This is a genomic window from Pseudodesulfovibrio hydrargyri (assembly GCF_001874525.1).
GTDB classification, from domain to species: Bacteria; Desulfobacterota; Desulfovibrionia; order Desulfovibrionales; family Desulfovibrionaceae; genus Pseudodesulfovibrio; species Pseudodesulfovibrio hydrargyri.
Genome location: NZ_LKAQ01000004.1, coordinates 2,270,543 through 2,287,256, shown reverse-complemented (window position 1 = coordinate 2,287,256; position 16,714 = coordinate 2,270,543). Strand labels below are relative to the sequence as shown.

General features: G+C 65.2%; 24 protein-coding genes. 3 read left to right on the top strand and 21 right to left on the bottom strand.

Features of this window, described 5'->3' with window-relative positions:
* Nucleotides 1-35: 35 nt before the first annotated feature.
* Together BerOc1_RS14835 and BerOc1_RS14830 are read left to right on the top strand one after the other, a co-directional pair.
* Entirely contained in the window at nt 36-590 is a 555-nt protein-coding gene (locus BerOc1_RS14835; protein WP_071546435.1) for a HyaD/HybD family hydrogenase maturation endopeptidase, read from the top strand.
* Nucleotides 559-816, top strand: a complete 258-nt coding sequence (locus BerOc1_RS14830) for a HypC/HybG/HupF family hydrogenase formation chaperone (protein ID WP_071546434.1) — start codon at nt 559-561, stop codon at nt 814-816. Before BerOc1_RS14835 ends, BerOc1_RS14830 begins: the two co-directional genes overlap by 32 nt.
* 217 nt (nt 817-1,033) lie before the next feature.
* Here BerOc1_RS14830 and BerOc1_RS14825 read toward each other — a convergent pair whose 3' ends face one another.
* From BerOc1_RS14825 to BerOc1_RS14795, 7 genes are all read right to left on the bottom strand, one after another.
* A complete protein-coding gene (locus BerOc1_RS14825) occupies nt 1,034-1,363 on the bottom strand; it encodes a DMT family transporter (RefSeq protein ID WP_071546433.1) in 330 nt (109 codons plus the stop codon).
* Between the two features lie 22 nt (nt 1,364-1,385).
* On the bottom strand, nt 1,386-1,892 hold the full coding sequence (locus BerOc1_RS14820; protein WP_071546432.1) for a hypothetical protein: 507 nt from the start codon (nt 1,890-1,892) through the stop codon (nt 1,386-1,388).
* Between the two features lie 363 nt (nt 1,893-2,255).
* Entirely contained in the window at nt 2,256-2,606 is a 351-nt protein-coding gene (locus BerOc1_RS14815) for a tail fiber assembly protein (RefSeq protein ID WP_071546431.1), read from the bottom strand.
* A 2-nt stretch (nt 2,607-2,608) separates the two neighbouring features.
* A complete protein-coding gene (locus tag BerOc1_RS14810) occupies nt 2,609-3,976 on the bottom strand; it encodes a phage tail protein (RefSeq protein WP_071546430.1) in 1,368 nt (455 codons plus the stop codon).
* Nucleotides 3,977-3,987: 11 nt separating this feature from the next.
* The gene (locus tag BerOc1_RS14805; protein WP_071546429.1) at nt 3,988-4,632 is read right to left on the bottom strand and encodes a phage tail protein; all 645 of its coding nucleotides are present in this window, start codon (nt 4,630-4,632) and stop codon (nt 3,988-3,990) included.
* Nucleotides 4,633-4,635: 3 nt separating this feature from the next.
* Entirely contained in the window at nt 4,636-5,826 is a 1,191-nt protein-coding gene (locus tag BerOc1_RS14800) for a baseplate J/gp47 family protein (protein WP_071546428.1), read from the bottom strand.
* Nucleotides 5,804-6,238, bottom strand: coding sequence for a baseplate assembly protein (locus BerOc1_RS14795; protein WP_071546427.1), 435 nt, complete (start codon nt 6,236-6,238; stop codon nt 5,804-5,806). The genes BerOc1_RS14800 and BerOc1_RS14795 overlap by 23 nt, the downstream gene beginning before the upstream one ends.
* A 30-nt stretch (nt 6,239-6,268) precedes the next feature.
* Between BerOc1_RS14795 and BerOc1_RS14790 the strand changes: the two genes are divergently transcribed.
* Nucleotides 6,269-6,610, top strand: coding sequence for a hypothetical protein (locus BerOc1_RS14790; RefSeq protein WP_071546426.1), 342 nt, complete (start codon nt 6,269-6,271; stop codon nt 6,608-6,610).
* A 12-nt stretch (nt 6,611-6,622) separates the two neighbouring features.
* Here BerOc1_RS14790 and BerOc1_RS14785 read toward each other — a convergent pair whose 3' ends face one another.
* From BerOc1_RS14785 to BerOc1_RS14720, 14 genes are all read right to left on the bottom strand, one after another.
* Complete coding sequence (locus BerOc1_RS14785) at nt 6,623-7,357, bottom strand: baseplate assembly protein (RefSeq protein ID WP_071546425.1); 735 nt, start codon at nt 7,355-7,357, stop codon at nt 6,623-6,625.
* On the bottom strand, nt 7,350-8,141 hold the full coding sequence (locus tag BerOc1_RS14780; RefSeq protein ID WP_071546424.1) for a hypothetical protein: 792 nt from the start codon (nt 8,139-8,141) through the stop codon (nt 7,350-7,352). The genes BerOc1_RS14785 and BerOc1_RS14780 overlap by 8 nt, the downstream gene beginning before the upstream one ends.
* Nucleotides 8,138-8,638 (bottom strand): hypothetical protein, encoded by a 501-nt coding sequence (locus BerOc1_RS14775; RefSeq protein ID WP_084641601.1) that lies wholly within the window; start codon nt 8,636-8,638, stop codon nt 8,138-8,140. Before BerOc1_RS14775 ends, BerOc1_RS14780 begins: the two co-directional genes overlap by 4 nt.
* On the bottom strand, nt 8,638-10,374 hold the full coding sequence (locus tag BerOc1_RS14770) for a phage tail tape measure protein (protein WP_071546423.1): 1,737 nt from the start codon (nt 10,372-10,374) through the stop codon (nt 8,638-8,640). Before BerOc1_RS14770 ends, BerOc1_RS14775 begins: the two co-directional genes overlap by 1 nt.
* Nucleotides 10,375-10,661: 287 nt before the next feature.
* Nucleotides 10,662-10,793 (bottom strand): hypothetical protein, encoded by a 132-nt coding sequence (locus tag BerOc1_RS19440; RefSeq protein ID WP_278248072.1) that lies wholly within the window; start codon nt 10,791-10,793, stop codon nt 10,662-10,664.
* A gap of 35 nt (nt 10,794-10,828) precedes the next feature.
* Nucleotides 10,829-11,134, bottom strand: a complete 306-nt coding sequence (locus BerOc1_RS14765) for a DUF6848 family protein (protein WP_071546422.1) — start codon at nt 11,132-11,134, stop codon at nt 10,829-10,831.
* A 34-nt stretch (nt 11,135-11,168) separates the two neighbouring features.
* A complete protein-coding gene (locus BerOc1_RS14760; protein WP_071546421.1) occupies nt 11,169-11,597 on the bottom strand; it encodes a hypothetical protein in 429 nt (142 codons plus the stop codon).
* Nucleotides 11,597-13,291 carry a DUF2586 domain-containing protein gene (locus BerOc1_RS14755; RefSeq protein ID WP_071546420.1) on the bottom strand — a complete coding sequence of 565 codons (1,695 nt, stop codon included), beginning with the start codon at nt 13,289-13,291 and terminating at the stop codon, nt 11,597-11,599. The genes BerOc1_RS14760 and BerOc1_RS14755 overlap by 1 nt, the downstream gene beginning before the upstream one ends.
* Nucleotides 13,292-13,301: 10 nt before the next feature.
* Entirely contained in the window at nt 13,302-13,499 is a 198-nt protein-coding gene (locus tag BerOc1_RS14750) for a hypothetical protein (RefSeq protein WP_071546419.1), read from the bottom strand.
* Nucleotides 13,480-14,019 (bottom strand): hypothetical protein, encoded by a 540-nt coding sequence (locus BerOc1_RS14745; RefSeq protein ID WP_071546418.1) that lies wholly within the window; start codon nt 14,017-14,019, stop codon nt 13,480-13,482. The genes BerOc1_RS14750 and BerOc1_RS14745 overlap by 20 nt, the downstream gene beginning before the upstream one ends.
* A 459-nt stretch (nt 14,020-14,478) precedes the next feature.
* Nucleotides 14,479-14,796 carry a DUF2730 family protein gene (locus BerOc1_RS14735; RefSeq protein WP_071546416.1) on the bottom strand — a complete coding sequence of 106 codons (318 nt, stop codon included), beginning with the start codon at nt 14,794-14,796 and terminating at the stop codon, nt 14,479-14,481.
* Nucleotides 14,797-14,799: 3 nt separating this feature from the next.
* Entirely contained in the window at nt 14,800-15,402 is a 603-nt protein-coding gene (locus tag BerOc1_RS14730) for a hypothetical protein (RefSeq protein ID WP_071546415.1), read from the bottom strand.
* Entirely contained in the window at nt 15,389-15,871 is a 483-nt protein-coding gene (locus tag BerOc1_RS14725) for a DUF5675 family protein (protein ID WP_071546414.1), read from the bottom strand. The genes BerOc1_RS14730 and BerOc1_RS14725 overlap by 14 nt, the downstream gene beginning before the upstream one ends.
* Before the next feature lie 310 nt (nt 15,872-16,181).
* Complete coding sequence (locus BerOc1_RS14720) at nt 16,182-16,619, bottom strand: helix-turn-helix domain-containing protein (RefSeq protein WP_071546413.1); 438 nt, start codon at nt 16,617-16,619, stop codon at nt 16,182-16,184.
* Nucleotides 16,620-16,714 lie beyond the last annotated feature (95 nt).

The following is a 16,714-nucleotide window of genomic DNA, read 5'->3' as shown; positions in this document are numbered from 1 at the left end:
TTGCGAAAACCTTGGCTCTCTACTAAGTGAAAGCCATGCCTGAAAAAGATAAACGCATTCTCATCCTGGGCGTCGGCAACATCCTGTTCACCGACGAGGGATTCGGCGTCCGGGTGGCCGAGGAACTCGAGCAGAAATACGAGTTTTCCGACAACGTCACCGTGCTCGACGGCGGCACCCTGGGGCTCAAGCTCATGGGCCCGATCATGGAATCGGACTATCTGATCATTGTCGACATCGTGCTCAACGACGGCGCGCCGGGCGAGATATTCCGGCTGCTGGGCGAGGACCTGAACAAGGCGTGCGCTTTCAAGAACTCCCTGCACCAGACCGACTTGCTCGATACCCTGGCCCAGTGCAGCATCATCGGGAGCGTGCCGGACGACGTGGTCCTCTTCGGCATTGAGCCGGTCAACTACAAGGACATGTCCGCCGCCCTGTCCCCGGACCTCGAAGCCCGGCTGCCGGAAATGGAGGCCCTGGTCCTCGAGGAAGCCAAAAAGGCGGGTGCCTCCTACGCCCTTCGGACGGCGGAGAACCCCGCAACGGAGAAAATCTATGTGCCTCGCGATACCTGCGGAAATTCTTGAAATCAGTGACGGCGTCGCCACCTGCAAGGTGGGTGAGGGCGACACCACGGTCCAGGCGTCCATCATGCTCATGGACGAGGAAGTGGCCATCGGCGACTACATCATCATCCATGCCGGCTTCGCCCTGCGCAAGCTCGACCCCAAAGAGGCCCAGGAAACACTGAAGATCCTGCGCGACATGGTCGAACTCCTGGGCGGCGAGGAATATCAACACGAGATGCTCTAGCCATCCGGCCAAGCCGACAAAAAGGCCCGGAACAATGTGTTCCGGGCCTTTTTGTTGTGGGCCTCCCAGGGGATGAAGTCCCCGCGCCGCAGGCGAAAAATGGGGTGCAGGGGTGCGAGCCCCTGCCCGCCGGAGGCATCACGGTCCGGCAATTGCCGCGAAGCGGCTTTCGGTACCTGATTTTCTCAAAGAATTCGACCGGCGGGCAAAGCCCTGCTTAGCGGACCACGGTTTTGGAAAAGATGTTGATGACCGCCACCCCTGCCACGATGAGGCCCATGCCGAGCATGGCCGGGAAGTCCAGGAACTGCTTGTGGACGATCACCCCGGCCAGGGCGATGAGCACGATGCCGAGTCCCGCCCAGATGGCGTAGGCCACGCCCATGGGGATGGTCTTGAGGACCTGGCCGAAGAGGTAGAAGGACAGGCCGTACCCGGCGACCACCACCAGGCTCGGCCCGAGCCGGGTGAACCCGTCGCTCGACTTGAGCGCCGTGGTGCCGATGACTTCGCAGACAATGGCCAGGGCCAGGTAGACGTATCCCATGGTATCTCCGATGCGGGTCGTATCAGGCCCGCTGCTTCTTGCCGGGAAAAAACGAGGAACGCAGAAAGGCGGGGCTGGCGAACGCCAGCGGGTTGCGGATCACGAGGTCGGGCAGGATGTGGTACCAGCGGTAGCCGAGCCCGTGGAAATAGGCCCTGGCGCGGTCCAGGTGCCCGGTCTCGCGGGCGGCGTGCAGTGCGGCGTCCCGTTGGCAGCGCGACCGCGCCAAGGGCTTGAGGATGCGCTCGCTGAACCCGTACCGGAGCAACATGGCCTTGATCCGCCGATACTCCCGGTGCCGGGACACGCCGTCGGCCATGGCGAAAAAGGCGACCACCAGCCAGCACGCGCCCCACCAGCACAGGACAACGCCCCCGGACACGTCCCCCGTGGCCCACTGCGCGGCCCCGGCCCCCTTCAACACGAAGGCGGCCAGCAACGCCCCGGCCCCGGTCAGGTACGGCCACGGCGCGGCCTTCACATACCGCGCCCCGCGCCTCATCACGCCCGGTCCTTCGTCTCTCCGCATACCCAAATCCGTAGCCAACAACCCCCGAAAGGTCAAACCCGCCCTTTCCTTTTCGCCGCCCCGAGCGCCTTGCCCAATGTAAGCTGACACTCAATTTGAGAAAATCGGCCACATAAGTTGAGAAAGCCTGCGCGGCCGATTTTGGTTTGGCATGGCGGCTGCCGTGTGAGGTGGCTGGAGGGGCAGGTTGGCGAGGATACCGGGGAGGGGCGGAACAGGCTGTTTCGAAGTCGCCCTATGGGAGTTCGATGCCGTTTCGGGGGGTATGCTCCGCCTCGCTGTCCCTCCGGATAACGGCCCGCCGGATTTGTCCGGCGGGCCGTTGTTGTGGCTCTGCCTATTCGATTGTCAAAGAGCGGTTTGCTATGCCGGAAGAATCGGCGATTGCGGCCACTCCACGGCTTCAGGGAACCCGGGCTGTTCGGGAACGTCCCGGAGCGCCTGGCGATAGGCGGCCCAGGCCGCCTTGGTCGCGGTATCGAGCGGGCTGTCGGCAAGCTGCATCCAATCGCACGCCGCAAGCAGCCTGTCGCGCTCGGCCCGGATGATTCTGGCCGGTTCGTCGGGATCGGTGACGGCTTCATCCAACTGGCCGCCGTCAGCCAGCCAATCCATAACGGCCCGGTAGTGTCTGTTGTTCTCGTCGTAGGGGACATGGATCGCGCCATTCACAAGATGGCCATTATCAAATTGGGATACCGTGATAATTTTCATAATTATAACTCCGCGTCCGCGAGCACTTCGTTGTTGTTGGAACCAAGCACAAAGTTGAGGGTATTGTCATTGTTGCTATTTTGGACGGAGACACGCACGCTCTCATGGGAGATGGCGGCGGCGATCGTAGGCCCTTCGACGTACGCGCCGGTCCCGGGCTGATAGAAGGTCCATGGCCCCTCCATCATCATTGTCGGCCGGACTCGCATTGAAACCGGCAGTTCTACCTGCACCTGTGAGTGATACGAGCCCGCTGCGACGCTGATGCTCCAAATATGTCTGTCGCCAAACTGAGACTGCCAGTAGTAGCGCTGACACAATGCCAGTTCCTCCTGGAGGTGTCGGTGACGATACGCGGTTGCGGTCCCGCCTATCTCCAGTTTCACTTCGCTGGCGGAGCCGTCACCGGCCATCAGCTCGACGTCGAGGTCTCCGGTAAACTCCGCCGGGATGTCCACGGTCAGGGGCAACGCCCCCGCGGTTCCGTTGATCTTCCCGGAAATAGTCGCATCGGCGGACAGCTTCGCGGAGAGCGTCACCTTTTCGCCCGCCAGCGCAGGGGATTCGACCACCTGAACAATCGACCCCGCCGACAGGGTGAGGACGCCATCGGCCACGGTGCAGGTCGCCCCGGCGTCACCGGCCTTCCATCGGTCGTATCCGTATTCCCCGGCGTCCAGGGCTCCTCCTGCAAATTGCCGCTGGTTGATCACAAAGGCACCGTTTATCAAATAATTATGGGTCGCTGCCCGAGTGATCACCTCGCAAACTGCGGCCTGCACGTCGGAGGAGGACAGACCGGCGGACGGCGTGAAGCCGACCTGTCCGGCGACTACGCCGTGGGGGTTGTCGTCGCGGGCAATGTGGTCGTCCAGCCCGGCGAACAGGGCGGCATGCGCATCCTCAGAGGCATTGTGTTGCTCGATCTTGCCAGCCACATACTCCTGGCTCGCCAGGACCTTGGTCGTGTCCACGGTCAGGTTGATGTTGTCGGCGTTGGCGAACTTGACCGGGGCGGTGATGACCAGCTCGACCTTGTCCGGGGCCTCGGGGGCGGGTTTCCAGGTCTCGGGGTGGCCGCCCAGGGCCAGCAGCGTGTCGTCCGCGTAGAGGGCGACCTCGCGGATGTACCAGCCGCCCACCGTGATGGGGATGTGGCCCGTGAATTCGACCTCGCCGGATGCGGCCACGTCGATGCTTTGCAGCTCGCCCCGCCATGTTTCGTTGACCAGGGCCTCGGACGTGTCCGTGTGGGACACGGGCGCGCCGCCGCCGTCGCCCACGGCCATGTGGGTGGCCTGCAACTTGATGCCGGTCGCTTCGGACTGCGCGTAGGCGTTCAGCCCGGCTTTCGTGAGAATCAGAGACATTGTTTTCCTCCTTAGGCGCGGACGCGGGCGACGGTATGCGTGTACCCGCCGCCGTGAACCGCACCGTTGATGCGTATGGATGTCGTGCGTTCCGGGGTCAGCCGGACGCGGATCGTCGTGTAGGTGATGCCGCCCGCGTACACGGAACCCGGGACGGAACCGGCCACCTGGATGCCCGCCAGCTTTGAGCGGGCGGGCTTGGTCTCGTTGGCTATCCAGGCGATGCGCGGAAAGTCCTCCGCGTGAAGGCCGGAGGCCGGAACCGGCACCCTGGGCTTGAATTCGGCCCAGCGCTCCGGATCCTCGAACCGGACGTTGAGCATTGAAGTGCCGCGATAGCCGAAGTGGGCCAGGATTCGCGGCATGCCGAGTTGCCCGCCGCCAAGGCTCTGCCAGGCGAAGGCGCGGATGCAGCGCTCGCGGAACTGCGCGTCCGTCTCCGCGGCGTACCGGGTGATGCCCCGGCTTCCGGCGTGGGGCGGGATCATGTCCGGCCCGCAGGTCCACGGGTTGAACTGGTCGCGCAGCCGGATGACGTCCTCCCGGGCCTCGTCCAGGGCGCGGGCCAGCCCCTCCGCCAGCATGGCCAGCGGGCCGGGCCGATGGCTGAGCGGCCAACGCAGGGTCTTGAAAAAGTAGTCCTTGAATGCGCCCACGGCTTACTCCTCGCTCGCTTCGACTGCGGTCAGGGTGAGACTTTCCAGCGTGGCGAGCGCGTCCGCCGCCACGGCCACGTCGCCGCCCGGCGAGGTCCACTCGACCTTTTTCACGCCCTCCACGGCCATGACGGCGGCTGTCAGGCGGTCCAGGGTGACGTCCTCGCCTATCTGGAGCGGGGAGATCCCCTTGACCGTGGTCGGATCGGTGAACAGGGCGCGGAGGCGCTGGTCGGCCCCGGACCTGGCGCTGTCGGCATGAGTGCCGGGATAGAGCGTCAACAGGGCCTCGATCGCCAGCGGCACGGCCTGCGGACCGCGCACCTGCCAGTCGTCGTTGACCGGCGGCCCGGCCTGCACCTCCCCGGGCCTCGCGCCGGTGGTGACGGCCTGGCGGACATTTTCCAGCAGCGCGTCGGTGGGGATGCCCGCCGCGCCCTTGACGATGACGTCCACCGTGCCCTGGCCGCGCGGATGCTGGTCCAGGACCTTGACGGCCACGGTGCCGGTCACGGACAGCGCCCACGAGGCATAGGCGTACTTGGTCATGCCGTTGTTGCCCATCCAGCGCAGGATGTACCGGTCCCGGAGTTTCTCCAGCGGCTCGATGTCCGCGCCTTCCGAGATCAGCCAGTCGGCGTCGTTGGCCACGGCGTCCACGCCGGAGACGGCCGTGACCATTTCGGTGATCTGTCCTGCCGAGGCGTTCGCGGCCGCGCCGTATTCCTCGGCCTCCACCTCCACCGCGACCTCGTTCATGCCGTTGCGGATGACCGCGTCCTCGGCGGTGACGTAGCGGTAGACCCGCCCGGCCCCGTCCGGCTCGGTGCGGACGATCCTGCCCGCCGGAATCGGCACGTTGCCGGAGGTGGACACGCGGGCGAAGCGGACCAGGCCCCTGGCCTTGGTGGCCTGCTTGCGCGGCGCCTCCACCTGTTCGGCGTGCCACTCCATCCACGCCTCGTCGGTGGCGGTGAGCGGCGCGGCCTGCTCGAACACGGCGGCCAGGAGCTGGTAGAGCTGGTAGAGCCCCCAGCAGAATATCTCCAGGAGGCCGCGCACCACGCCCTTGTTCAGGTTCAGGCGGGCGGGCATCCAGCCCTTGGCCGTGTATTCCTCCTGCACGTCCTCCATGTGGCCGAAGACCATGGAGCGCACGTCGTCGAGGGTCTTAGATAACTGCGGGGTCGGCATCCTTGATCACCATTTCCTTTTTTGATTTGTCGACCGCGATGACGAGGTTTTGCTCGTGGTCGGTGTCGATGAAACGGAACGAGGCCTCGGCCCGCATGGACGCCGCATCCCATCGCGTGACCGTACAGGCCACGGTACCGGGCTGGACGCGCGGGTCCTCGTTCAAACGGCGCTTGACCTCGGCCGCGAAGCCGATCCGCGCCTCCTCGGTGTTCCCGGCGTAGACCCAATCGCGCAGGAGCGAGCCGAACCCCTTGTCATAGAACAAGGAAGCAAGGTACGTATCCAGGCGAAGGATGATGTCCTGCACGCCCGTATCCGGGCCGTCCGTGAGCACCAGCTCGCCGTTGGCGGCCACCCGGGCCTGCATGTCGTGGCCGAGAGCTATGTCCTGTCCGAAGATGTCAGTCATGTTTAAACCTGGTTGTTAAGGAGTTCCGATATGACCACTGTCGAGTACGCGGATGCGATTTTGGAGATGATCAACAACACCGATGCCGAGGACAATGACGGGTGGATCGGCAAGGAGGACATCGCCAAGGATCTCGATCCGGACTTGAAGGCAACAAGAGTGGAGAAGGAGACCTTCGAGGATGACTCCACGATAGATATGATAACGCCACTGCTCCCGGATACCGCATATGAATATGGCTCCGGGTTCTCCAAGGCGGTGCGGTACTGCAAGGAGAAAAAATGGGTGGAGGAACAATCCGAGGTGTGGGGAGACACAGTGCGCATCACCGCCGCCGGGATTGACCATTTACACGATTTACACAAAGGATAGAGACAGGTCTCATCATATCGCCCCTCCGCTCCGGCTTCCGGCATTGCTGTTGCCGGAGGTGTCGAGGTTGCCGTTGATCTTCACGCCGCCATTGACGACAAGCGGGCCGTCCAGGGTGAAGCTCCCCTCCTGCGCGGTGTGCGCCTTGCAACTCACGTTGCCTATCGCCCCGCCGGGGCCGGAGGACTGGACGTTGCCTTCCTGGATGATCAGCGGGCATTTCAGCGTCCAGACGCCTCCGATGGTCTCGGTCTTGTCGCCGCCCACCGCCACGGCCTTGTCGCCGCCGATCTGGGTCCGGGCGTTGGCCGGGGTGATCTCCAGGATGTTCCTGTCCGCGTCGATCTTGATGTACGTGCCGTCGCTGTGATGGATGACGTAAGCGCCGACCTCGCAGGCCGGCGCGCCGTTGCCGGCCCAGCGAAAATTCGAGATGCGCGGGAAGTTCGGGTCGCCGTCGTAGTACTCCAGGTCGCAGAGTGAACCGGCCAGCGGCGGGCAGACCACGCCGCGATTCGGTCCGGCCCACATCACGGGGATTTCCACGCGGGGAACGACCGGTTCCTTTTCATCCACGGATTCGTCGTTGCGCAGCGGCTGCACGTCGGCCCAGTAGCGGCCGTCCTCGGCCGGATAGGTGGCGACGATCTTGGCCTTGCGCACCACGCGGTAGTAGGCGCGGAGGTTGGGCATGGCGATTTCGACGACGCGCTTGAGGAGCGTTTTCAGTTCGGACGGATTAGCCATGTTCCCTCCCGTACCGGATGTTAGTTTTGATTCCCTCGGGCGTGACCGCATGGCGCACGTCCAGCGCCCTGAAGTCCCGATCGACGCCGAGGCGCGTGTCTACGAGCCGAAAACGGCGGGAATGCGACAGCCCCGGCAGCAAGGCGGTCTCCACCAGGTGGAGGCCGTCTTTCGCGTGGGCGGGCAGATGGCGGATCAGATTCTCGCCGGTGGCGATGACCGGAAGGTCGCCGGATTCGTCGAAATCGCCCAGGTTGAGGCCGTCGGCTCCGAGCCAGAGCGCGGTCCGGCGCATGTCGTGGCCGTAGGCGCGGCCCAGGGAGTGCAGCAGTTGCCGCACGGCCTGCCAGACCGGCAGCGTGGACACGGGCAGGCGCGAAATGACCTCGTCGGGGATGTCCACCCGGCCGAGGGGCAGGCCCGTGTGGCCGAGGATATGGCGGGCCACGAAAAGGCTCGAATCGTCCGTGTAGCACTCCGTGACAAAGGCGTCGGCCAGAGGCAGCGCAAGGCTGTCCGCTGTCAAACAGACCTGGTCGCGGGAGACGCGCTCCAGGGCGCGCAACGTTCCCTGCCATTCGGCGGACGCACCGCCGCGATAGCCGTATTCGATGCGCACCGGATCGCCGTGGGCGAACAGGTCACCGGCCGCGCCCTCGGGATCGGGGACGTGGACGCGGGCCATGTCGAGCGGGCGGTGCCGGACGGACAGGATCTCCAGGCGGGGGCAGCGCTCGATGACGTTGCCGCCGACTTCGATGTTCAGCCGAATGCCGGAAATCATCGCGAACGCTCCCCTATGGCCCGGGCGAGAGCGGGGCCGGGCGCGCCGATTCCGCCGGTCCTGCCGACACGCTTTTCCGCCTTGATGATGGGCGGGCGGTGCTCGGTGAACTTCAGCGAAGCCTGTATGACGTCGTCCTGGTCGGTCTCGGACGAATCCAGCCCGGCAAAGACCACACGCTCGATGCCCCGCGCCGTGACGTGGGCGTTGGCCACGTCCAGGACGCGGGGGTTGGCGCCATTGTCGTGGCCCCGGAACAGCGCATCCAGGGCGGCGAGCTTGTCGTAGCAGGAGGTCTCGTCCGTGAGCAGTTCCACGGTCAGCGAGATCGCGCTGTCGTCCCACCCCTTGGGCGTCTTGGTCTTGCCGGAGAGCCCGTCGCGCTCCGCCTCGGCGAAGACCACGGATCCGCGCACGCTCAGGCTCTTGAGGATGCCCGGCACGAGCTTGGAACCGAGGCGCACCTCGCCATGGGAAAAGGTCAGCATGCCGTCCATCAGGCGAATCCTCCCGACTCCGGACCGGAGCCGTCGTGTTGGGTTACAAGTTGCTGGAGCGCCGCCATGAAGCCGTCCGCGTCGCGCACGCCGGGCAGGGTCATGGAGAGGTGCTGGATGGTGATGGTGTTGCCCGACCGGTGGACCGTGGCCCGGTCCGGCGCAGGGGCATGCGCCGGAACCGGGGCCGGCCCCTGGATGGAAGAGGGGGCGGGGGGCGCGACCGCCAGATTGGCGGCCACGGCCACGCCCGCCAGGGCCGTGGCCGTGGTGGCGTGCAGATTCGGGGCGGCGGCGCGAATGCCGGAGCCCAGGGTGTTCATCACGGCCATGCCGGAATTGGTCAGGTTCGCGAGCGGACCTTCGTCCGCATCGGAATGCGCGAACAGGCTCCACATTTTTCCGAAGACCCCTTTGACCGCGTTGTAGGGAGCCATGGCCACGGCCTTGATGCCGTCCACCAACGAGAGGATAAGTTTGCGGCCCATTTCGGTCAGGTCCATGTCGAACAAGGAGGTCAGTCGGTCCCACAACGCCCCGACGGCGTTGTAGATATCGGTGAAGTAATAGGCGAACACGCCCAGGACGCCCGCGCCGGAGAGGATGGAGAAGAAGTCGCCGACCGCTGATGCCAGGGCCTTGATCCACTCCCACACGGCGTCCATGATCTCCCGCACCTTGTCGCAGTTGTTGTACAGGGCGATGAGTCCGGCCACGAGGCCGACCACGGCCAGGACGATAAGCCCGATGGGGTTGGCGCTGATCATGGCATTGAAGGCCGCCCATACGGCGATGCCGGTCTCCACCGCCCCGGACAGGTACGTTATGGCGACGACGGCCGTGGCCATCGAAGCCACGGCGGACAGCAGGAATTGGCCCACCGGGCTGGCGGCGATCATGTTCAGGCCGCGCACCACCCAGGTGGCCGCCTGGGCCACCAGCCGCATGACGGGCAAGAAGAGCGAGCCGATGGTTATTTGCAGGGACTCAAAGGCGCTGCCGAGGGCCTTCTGGTCCCCGATCAGGTTGTCGTTCCGCCGGGCGGCCGCTTCGGCGGCGGTGCCCGCGGCGGTCATTTGGCGTCCGTATTCGGCGATGCCGCCCGTTCCGGCCTGGTCGAACAGCGCCAGCGCGGCGCCCATGGACTCGGTCCCGAAAACGGTCTCGGCAAAGGCCGCCTTCTGGGCGCTGCCCATGTTTTCGGTGGCCTGCGCGATAGCATCGAGGATGGCGGCGGGGCTGCGCAGGTCGCCCGTGGCGTCCGTGGCGGCCACGCCCAGGGCGGCCATTGACCTGGCGGCTTCGGCGGACGGCGCGGTCAAACCGTTGAGCACGCCGGGCAGCGCGGCGAGGTTCTCCTTGACCGAAAATCCGGCCAGGGCGAGGTACTTCTGCCCTTCGGCCACCTGCATGGCGGACCATCCCGTGGAGGCCCCCAACTCGCGGGCCGCACCGGACAATGCCCGCATCTCAATGGGCGTTGCCCGCGAAACCGCGCCCACATCGGACATGGCCGCTTCAAAGTCGGCCGCAGTGGCGATGTATGGCGTAAGGGCCCCAAGGACATTCCTGCCGGCCTGGGCGACGGGCAACAGCGATTTGGCCAACCCCAACGCCCGGGAGCCCAAGGCTCCGGCGGCGCCGGCGGCGGCTTTCATCTGTTCCACAACAATCTTTAATGAGGCGCTGATCATGTCCACGAGGAACATGGGGGCCGTGATGTTGAAAATATCCATGGCGCCAAGATAGCCGCATGGAAGTTTTCGTTCAGGAGGCTGTGCGAACTGTGCTTGTTTTCGGATGGATTCGCGCGACTACAATGATCGCCCGCCGGGAGAAAACAATGACAAGTAGGCCGCGAAGACTTCGCAGCCTACCATTTGAAGAAGGTATCGATGATGAAAAACAAGATGGAATGAGATGAACAATAGACGGGATGTGCTGTTTTTGGGGATCACTTTACCGTTTGTACTTTGCCTATGACGGGTCCATCGTCATTTTTCGCGTAGGCCGGGGCGAAACTCTAGCCCTTGTTGCCCGGATTATATCTTTTCTCCAACCATACGGCTTGCGCAGCCTGCCGGGCGAAGTCCTCGACCGACGGGGACGGCGGCTCGTGGAGCCAGTGCCTGATCAGCACGGCGTATTGAGTCATGCCGTCCCCGTCTATCTGTTGCAGGTTGCGCTGGATCAGTTTCCCAGATCACCGAAGCCGCACGAACCCATGAGCGCGCCGCCGAAGGTGGAGGCGAGGCCGGAGTAGTCGTCCAGGGCCGTTTTGAGCCGGTCCCTTTCCTCGGGCCGGACCGTTTCCATGATCAGGTTGCGGAAGGCCTGGCCCGCGTTCTTGAGCACGGTCTTCTGCACCCGATTGACCTGGGGCGTGGAGGGGCGCTTGAAGTGGAAGATGAAGCTCACGTCCTCGTCCTTGAAACGGTCGAAGAATTCGTGCTTCAGCTCCATGTACTCCGTCGCCTTGGGGGTGTTCTCTGCCATGATGTCCTCTCTTTCTCAGGTTGGATGTCCCGGTTTACAGAGCCGGGGTACCGCCCCACTTGATCGGGGCCAGGATGGTCAGGTCGTGCTTGATGGCCCCGGCGTTGTCGTCCTCCTGCCCGGCGCTGGTGTCGCTCTTGGTGATCTTGACCGCCGGGAGCGTGTCCGTGACCGTGGGCATGTCGTCGTTGCCGTAGCTGACCACGATCTGGAAGGGGGCGCCGTCGTAGACCGAGCCGCCCAAGGCCGCGCGCAGGGCCTCGGCCTCGTCGCGGTCCAGTTCCATGGAGCCCGAGGCCTTGTAGTTCTTGCGGCCATAGCCGCGCGGGACGCTGCCTTTGCCGTACCGTGCCTCGACGGGCCGTTCGTCGCTGTAGCTGATGCTGGTGATGCCCACGGCCACGCCGCCGGGCAACTGCACCTCGACGGACTCCCAGTCGTAGAGAATACCGTTTACGGACATTATGCGACCTCCTTCAGTCGCGGATCGAAGTTGGATCCGGCATAGGTGAAGTTGGAGAAGAGCTTGATCTTGCGGATGATGGGCACGCCGATCAGGGTCTGCTCCACCCCCACGCCGTTGTTGACGATGTCCTGGCCGGACGGGATGGCGACCACGTACCCGACCATCTCCCTGGGGGTGGCCTTGGTCATGGTGTCGAGGGCGTTTTCGATGCTGCCCTTGAGGTAGGCGAGGCCGGAGGCGTTGCCCTCCAGGGCCGGGTCGCCCGCCTCGTCGTACATGGACTTGAGGGCCGCGATGCGGGCGAGGCGGACCGCCTTGAAGACCACCCGGAGGATTTCCTCGTACCGGTAGTCGCTCGTCGGTTCGGCCAGGGTGCGGGAATCGCCCCAATACACGCCGGAAAGCCCGGCGTACATCTTGGCGGAGACGGCTCCGGCGTCCTCCAGGGCCTCATGGATGCCGTTCTCCACCCAGCCGTCGGGCAGCGTGCCCTGGCTGACGGGACCGTCCGAGACCCTGCCGGTGGCGCGGTGGACCGGGATGGACAGGACGCGTCCGCATTGCAGGCCGCCCCAGTTGCGCAGCCGGCGCAGGCCGGTGGAGTCCGAGACCTCGCCGAAGGCGGCGATGGACTGCACGAAGCGGTGCGAATACCTGGCCCGCTCGGTCTTCCAGGCCGCGACCCAGTCGTTCAGGTCCTCGCCGTCGTAGGGCAGCCGGAACTCGGTCTTGATGTACGTGGGCCGGTGCTGGTTCCACAGCTCGTCCGCGCGGACGCCGCAGGCGGCCCAGTCCACGGCGTCGCTGGGGCCGACGATGTAGACGAACTCGGGGTCGTACAGGGCGAGCGGGGTTTCCAGCGCGCCCATGACCGCCGTGATGGACGGAACCGGAGCGTTCAGGCGGCAATGGTACTCGGTGCCGAGGGTCAGGTCCTCGTCCGGGACGGTGACCGTCACGCCGGTCGAGGAGACCGGGATCGCGCCGTCCACCGGGATGGTGCGGACCGGACCCCAGTTGTCGCCGCCGTCCTCGGAGAGCTGGTAGGTGCCGACGTTGCGGCCTCCGGCGCCGGTGACCAGCAGGACCACTTCGGCTCCGGCCTTGACCGTGCCGGTGACGGTGATCGTCGGGCCCGCGCCGATCCGTTTGACCGGGCCGATGGGGCCGCGCACGGTGACGGCGTAGGCGTCGTTCTCGACGTGCGCCCCTTCGGCCAGGGTCAGGACCGCGCCGGACTCGCCCAGGATGATCTGTCCGTTGGCCGGGGTGGCCGTGGCGTTGCCCCACGTCTCACCGCCGTCCAGGGACAGCTTGTAGGTGGCGGTGCCGAGCTGGCCTGCCACCACGATCTGCACGACGGCGTCCGCATTGGCCCCGGCCACGCCGCTGACGGCCGCGTCCGGGCCGGAGCCGGTGTGCCCGACGTTGCCGATGTAGCCGCCGGGCAATCCTTCGACCGGCACGGCGATGACGGTCGGCTCCTGGCCGCCGGTGGCGAAGACGTCGCGCAGCCGGTCCACCAGGGGGCCGGTGCCGAGCCGCTCCGTCAGGTCGCTCCGCTTGCCGAGCAGGTAGGCCTTGCCGACCGTGCCCTTGGAGCACACGCCGACGATGACGGCGGAGCCGGACACGTCACCCGGGGCCAGCCCGCTGGTGCCGTCGATAAGGTATTCGATTACATCATTCATGGTTTCCTCCCTAGAGGGCGCCGCCGCCCTGCGGACGGGTGCGCAATCGGTTCAGGGCGTCGGCGAAGTCGCTCTCGGCGACCTGCTTGCCTTCCGCCCAATTCATGCCCACGCGAAGCGCGGCGAGTTCCCATGCGGGCACGCCCGCATTCCTGGCCAGATCCTCAACGGGGAACATCGGCCGGGCCTCAGTCTTGTTCTTGCTCATTGCTTGCCTCCCTGTATTCGGGGGTAATGGTTACGCTCGTGATGAGCGGAATCTCGTTCTCGGTGGTGATCATGCCGGTAAAGATGAGGTAAAAGGTCTTGGACAATGCCTGGCCGGTCGCATCGGCCTCGGCGGCGAAGCCGCCATACTCGGCCCTGTCCACGGCCACGCCGACGGCGTTGCCGTTTTCGTCCACCGTCCGTTTGGGCAGCGCGGCCACGAAACGGCGGGAAAATTCACTGAGCCACGCCTCGTCGTCGGTGTGGACCGCGGCCCGCGCCGACAGGCGGACGGACGCCCTTTCACGGGTCAGGGTGCGGTGGGTCGACTCCTTGCCGACCGTGGCCCGCTTGCGGATCGGGCGGCCCGTGCGGGTGTACTGCTCGTCAAGAAAGGCGATCCCGACGCGCTTGCTCGGCAAGGCGGCGCCGTCCCCGTCCGGTTCGATCATGACGGCGTCTTCGGGCAGGCCCGCCGCAACGGCGGCCGCCGTGATGACCTCTGTGGCGATCCGTCTCATTGTCCGCCCCCTTGGATGCGGGCAAAGGCGTCTTCGATTTCGCCGGGCACGTTTTGGATGGTTCTCATGGAGAAGCAGGACATCCGCCTCTCGGCGGCGGCCGGACATGCTCCGGGCATATAGTCGGTCAGGTTGGCGCTTTCGCAGTGCACAGGTGCCTCGTTTTCGTGTTTTGGACTGGTTTTGGACTGGTTCAAAGGTGTCCGCCCGCATATCGGGTCCTGCCGGCGGGTGAAACACGCCGGGATCCTCATATGGAACTCCGGCACCTTCACTTCCCTTTCCGTCATTCCGGGGCTCCGGTTTCGGATCGCCCGTCAGGCCAAGACCGCCGTACTTTCAGGCCTTATTCTTCCCGCCCCGTCCGGTTTTGTCCGTAAGCCATGCGAACTGTGCTTGCTAAAGACCGCCGCGTCCGCGCACTGACGGCCCGGCTTCGCCCTAAAGACGACAGGCCGCCTATTTCCCCCCGTTGAGCATGTAGTCTTCGTGACGGGTGACGACCTTTTCCAGGCGGCCCACGATGCGGCCCATGCCTTCGATCTTTTCGACGGCGACGCGCAGGTCTCCGCCAAAGCCGCGGATGGTCAGGGCCAGATCGTGGAGGGCCTCTTCGCTGGGGACGTTCTTCAGGCAGGCCTCGGCGGTGGTTATCCGCCTGTCGAGTTCGGCGAGCTGCCTGCGCTGGTCCAGCAGCAGCTTGAGCAGCATGCCGACGATGGGCAGGACCACGACTTGGACGATGCGCAGGGCGAGGTCTATGTGATGCAGCTCCACGGACTACCCCCGAAACAGCCTGATGGCCTTGTCCATGGCCGTTTCCGGCTGCATGCCCGCCTCGCCCAGCTTCTCCCGGGTGCGGTGCCCGGTGTAGGACCGGTACATCATCAGGAACGTGCCGGAGACCGTGGGCAGGGCCCACTTGAGCACGTCGATGATGAAGGCGGCCTCGTCCTTGTCGACGGACGAGAAAAAGGCGGAGATGAAGGCCACGGCCACGCACGAGAAGATGAGCAGGAAGGTGCCCTTGCCGTACCAGCGCAAAAGCTGGGGCCGGGTGCGCCGCACGTATTCGTCGCTGGAGGCGATCTCGGCCTTGGCGAGCCTGCGCCCGCCTTCGACGTCCTCCAGGTCCAGTTCCCGGAGCTTGACCGTGGTGGCCAGGCCCGCCTCCTTGAGGGCGAGTTGCTGCTCGCCGGTCAACGGCTGGGCATCGGCTTCCTTCAGGCCGTCCGTGATCATGGCCACGCCGTCCTGGATCTTCCTGCCGGTCTCGCCGCCCACGGCACCGGCTATGGTCGCCACGCCCTCCACGGCGGTGACGATCTGCCCGATGCCGGGGATGAATTTGAGCGCGCCGGTGAGCAGGCTACCGAGTCCCATCGTCCCACTCCCTCCCGGCCTCGCCGGTGGCGTCGATGATTTCGAGGTCGAAGCGGGTGCCGGGGCGCGGATCGCCGTCGGCGACGGCGTTCAGGAGTTCGGCCAGGGCGGCGCGGGAGCCGGATACGGCGGGTTGGCCGTCGAGCGTGGCGAAACGCAGGCCGGGCAGGATGCAGGCCTCGGAGTCGGACCGGCGGCCCGCCTCCACGTCGCCGGCCCAGTTGCCCGCGTGCATGCGGACGTGCGAGCGGCCCGGCACGCCCAGGACCTCGGGGCAAAGCCCGAAGTGCGGCGACTCGTTGATCTCGCATTCGTATTTCCCGGGGGGTATGCAGGACACGGCCGTGCGGTTGTCCCTCCACGGCGGCTCCACGCTGACGCGGTCCGCGCCGCCGGGCAGGAACATACGTCCGAACGTGCCGTCGAGGCCGTGATCGACCCGGACGACGATGACGCTTTTCTTGTGCATGATTTCTCCCTGTTTGGCGGGGCCGTTGCGGCCCCGCCGTTGTACGAGGTCCCTTGGGGCGGGACTGGCGAATACGGGGAGATACTATCGGGCCAACGAGGCCTTTGCGGGACGCCACGCGGACGCTGCAAACAAAAAGGCACCTGAAAACAGGCGCCTTTTTTGCTTGTTGCTTGGAGAACCGCGGATTTTATTTCATGTATCGCATGAGCGGCATGCACCAAGAAACATTTGAGCACGGAGCCACACTACGTCGATGTATAAACGGCGAAACTGGACAGGGACAGGAGAACGGGCATGACAACCCTCCCTATATATCGATGCGGTTCATCTCTTCCCTCACGCTTTCCACGGTGACGCGAAAGGGTTTGTCCACGTGGGCGACCAGTTTCCCCTCGGCGGCCATGGCGTAGACCTTGCGAGGGCTGACACTGAGGCAATAGGCTGCCTCGTCCGCCCGCAGAAAGGACTTCGCCCGCAACATTTCCGTTGGGGTCAGGGCAAAGGCTGGGCGGCGTTTTCCCCCCGCCGGTTCGGGCAGCATAACCTGGAAGCCCTGCGAGGACTTCGGGGTGCACCGTTCGCCGCAACCGAAGCAGTACAAGATCGGCCATTTGCAGATCCAGTACGCCTTTTTCGGGTCTCTGCACCGCAGTTCCTCATATACACCGGGCAGAATTTCACCCTGGTACGGACGGAACCCCTTGCCGTACAGGTCCGCGAATTCCTTCAAATGCCGTGTGGTCATGTCGTAACCTCCATGCCGGTCAACGTGAGACAAATTGGATGACGGCCCTCGCCTGGGCGGTGAACTGGTCGTCGCATCGGCCGCACCGGCCGGTG